The following is a 3526-nucleotide window of genomic DNA, read 5'->3' on the forward strand; positions in this document are numbered from 1 at the left end:
CTCGTGTTTCACGCGGCCGACTACGAACAACTCCAGAGCGTTATCGGCGAACTCCGCGACCGATTCCCCGGAACCGATATCAAGCGACTCGTTCGGTCACCGACCGGTGACGCCCCCGGAGACAGCATCTTCGTCGACCGCGGGAAACTCACGACCCGCCAACTCGAAGTTATCCAGACCGCCTACGAGATGGGATACTTCGAACGCCCCAGAGGCGCAAACGCGACCGAGGTCGCGGCCACCCTCGACATCAATCAATCTACATTTTCAGAACATCTCGCGGCCGCGTTGACGAAACTACTCGGCGACATCCTCGAAGAGAGTTAGGCGGCGCTCGCTCGCCGATTCTCGGGGGGAGTATATAAACGTCCCACGCTATCGTGGTTATCAGTTAGTTCCCCTTGCGTGATTCTACTGGAGTATGAGTCAGGCTTCAGTTCCTCTCTCCGCTCGTTCTCACACTCGCTCGTCGCCCGCGGAACAGGTCGTCGACGACCAGGCGGCTATCGACACGCTCTTCGACGTTCTCGACGATGCCGACTCCCGGTGTATTCTCGATGCGACCGACGGCGTGGCGCTGTCGGCAAGCGAAATCGCAGAGACGTGCGACCTCCCGCTTTCGACGACCTACCGGAAACTCGACCAACTCGCCGACGCCGATCTCCTCTCGAAGGGACTGCGTATCTCGCGCTCGGGAAAGCACACCGCCGAGTACGAACGCGCCATTGACGACATCACGGTCTCCGTCACGTCGTCCGGGTTGGAGGTTCGCGTTACTTACCGTGATGTTAGTGATTCTGAGTCTATCGTTGCCTGAATTGGCTGTCGTTGGGTTGTCGGCTGTGTTCTAACGCGGACCCTCCGCTTATTGTCTCGTGTAGTGCCACCGCCGTCTCCTGCTTTTGGCTCACTTCCAGTCGATGTTGGGGTAGTCGACTCGGGCGGAGTTATTTATGTCGTCTGTGCGACCTGAACCTCATGCCAGTCAATTGGTCCCGACGGTCTCTTCTCACTACTCTCGGTGCAGTCGGTCTTACAGGGCTTCCCGGCTGTTCCGAGCTGCAGGCGAGTGCGCGCGGCGCGACCGATATCGTCCTTCACAACGAAGCGACGAACACCCGCACAATCGACGTCCTCGTGACCGAGCGAAGCACGGACTCGACGAAGGTCGACACCACCATCGAACTGGAGCCGAACAAAAGACAGACGATCAACAATAAAGTAATCATGGAGGCGGATTACGACGTTGAAATTACGTTCTCCGACCCGTCTTTCGACGACTCCCCGTATACAGAATCGTACGAGTGGAACGACGCGGGGCAGCCACTCCACGTTATCGTCCACGACCAGATCGTTTTCGCGGTGCAGGTCGGGTAACGGCCGCTTCAAATACCGGCTGTTTGGTTTTTGGCAGCGGTGCAGTTTGTGAGTGTGGCGGCCTCGGGTGTAGATGACTACGACCCTGAGGCTGAATGCCTCGAAGTCCATCATCGGCCTTAGTCAGAGACGCCCTCAAGAACGGTGATGAAGGTGGCCGCATGCTTGCTTCGGGTGCCGAAGTCTGCCAAGCCATAGAGGAACTGGTGGGGCCAAAATCGCCCTGGTGTCGGTGACGAGTATGGCCGCGAGTCGCTTCTCACGAGCCGGAACGGTCGGATGAATCGGTCGAGCATCCGGGATGCCGTCTATCGGGTCACTCGGCCCTGCTTCTACTTCGACGAGTGCCCGAAAGAACGAGATATGGAGAACTGCGAAGCGGCCACCTATCCCAACTACTGCAAGTGCCCAGCGAACGTCTCTCCCCACGCCATCCGGCGCGGCTCAATCACTCGCTTTCTGACCGAGGACGTGCCGGAGAAGGTTGTCTCCGACCGGATGAATGTCGGGCAGGATGTTCTGGATAAGCACTACGACAAGCGGGAGGAAGAGGTAAAGGTCGAACAGCGCCGGGACTACATCAACGGAATATAGATACTCGACTCTCTCTTTGATACCTTCCTGAGAGTAAACCTGATGTATCTACCGTTGGGCATTATACTCTAAGGACTCAATATGGAATCCTCAGTGTCTCTTCTGCAAATCTCTCATATCGCAATTGCGGCGCTCGTTGCACTCGTCCCATTGCTCTATCCTGACCACTCAATTTTCTGCAAGGAGGCGGAGAAGGGACTTGAAGACCTCCGGCAGTGGGACCTTGAACAACAGGTAGACGATGGGGGTATGAATAAAATCCAGAGAGCCAGCACCCTTGACGTTGAAGATACTGGATTTCGGCAATTAGAAAGCGCGATACAAAAGAACACACCTATCAACCGACAGATTACTGAAGTACGATTAGTTTATGAGGAACCGATGGGTAGCGCGATGGTATTTACTACGGGTGGCATGCGCCGAGGTAAGAGGGCGGAACTCCAAGCCATCGATGCAAACGACGGTGGGTATCCACTTGCATCCCATCCGTTCGACGTAGAGCGAGTTCTGGAATTACGAGACTTACAGCAATGGGTGAGAAGTACAGCCATCCAGCGGAGCCACTACTGGACCGTTTTTCTTGTGCTAATCTGGTCCTCTCTGTCGATTGTCTTGGTCTTTTAGCCATCCAAGTTCATCGCTCTCAACCACTTGACTCCACTCTTCATCCGACAACTCCCGGAGAAGTGACGCTATCCGTTCATCCGGCATATCATCGTACCCGAAGCCCCCGACCCCGTGAATCCGCATGAGCGTCCCCACATGCTCGGCAGATAGGTCGATCAGGTTCCTCACCTCTGGGGGAGAAAGTCCCCGCGAATAGAAGAGCGCCCAGAACTCGTCCCTTCCGAGTAAGCCGGGACGAGTCGATTCCCTGACATCTCCCACACGGCTCCGAGACTCGCTCTCAGCAGACCGAGGAGAGTCACAGCGGGAGACTTTCTGCTTGTTCCTCACCCGGATCTGAATCGCTCTCAGCGGCCGTAGATTTGCTCGGAGTTTCTGTCGATTTCCACGGGACGGTGAGGTTCATGGGTGGGTTCTCGAAAATCGGTCCGGCGCAGAATCCGGGTATGAATCCCCGGCGTGCGGGGTCGTCGATTCTGGGAGTTGCTTATGCGCTGGCCTCGCCAGAGGCTCACCTCTTCATCCAGCCCATCAAGCGGGTGAGGCTCAGACTCCTCACGTCGTAGGGACGTGACTCGGGTCTGCCGCTGTCCCTTGGTTAGCCGGCCCTCAAGGCTGAGTAACATGAGATACTCTTCCGCTCGCTCTATTCTCTCCCCTACGACCATGGAGTACAGAAGGAGGCGCTGTCCCCGAGTTCCCCCACCGACCAGCGGCTCAGCGATAGTTTCTCGGTTCATCCACCTGTCCACCGTCTAGCGCAACACTCCGATAGCGCCGGCTATCTCCTGCTGAGTCAACTCCTCGACACGCCGATTTCCAGAGCCAATGCTGTGGTGGCGATGGGATGCCCGGTATCCTGCCTCCCGGATTTGAACCTCACTCGCTCACTACGTTCGCTCCCTGGTTCAGAATCCGGTCGGGTCGC

At 56.8% G+C, this 3526-nt stretch carries 5 protein-coding genes; all 5 read left to right on the forward strand.

Features of this window, described 5'->3' with window-relative positions; genetic code table 11:
* Positions 1–327, forward strand: a 327-nt coding sequence (locus QT222_RS04390) for a helix-turn-helix domain-containing protein (protein WP_491476425.1), incomplete at its 5' end; no start/stop codon positions are given.
* Positions 328–421: 94 nt separating this feature from the next.
* Complete coding sequence (locus QT222_RS04395; RefSeq protein ID WP_004057916.1) at positions 422–817, forward strand: winged helix-turn-helix domain-containing protein; 396 nt, start codon at positions 422–424, stop codon at positions 815–817.
* Positions 818–978: 161 nt separating this feature from the next.
* Positions 979–1377 (forward strand): hypothetical protein, encoded by a 399-nt coding sequence (locus tag QT222_RS04400; RefSeq protein WP_004057913.1) that lies wholly within the window; start codon positions 979–981, stop codon positions 1375–1377.
* Positions 1378–1656: 279 nt separating this feature from the next.
* Positions 1657–1971: a hypothetical protein gene (locus tag QT222_RS04405; protein WP_491476426.1), complete on the forward strand. Its 315-nt coding sequence runs from the start codon at positions 1657–1659 to the stop codon at positions 1969–1971.
* An 81-nt stretch (positions 1972–2052) separates the two neighbouring features.
* Complete coding sequence (locus QT222_RS04410; RefSeq protein WP_491476427.1) at positions 2053–2595, forward strand: hypothetical protein; 543 nt, start codon at positions 2053–2055, stop codon at positions 2593–2595.
* The last annotated feature ends 931 nt before the right edge of the window (positions 2596–3526 follow it).

The sequence above is a fragment of the Haloferax sp. s1 genome (genome assembly GCF_058382125.1).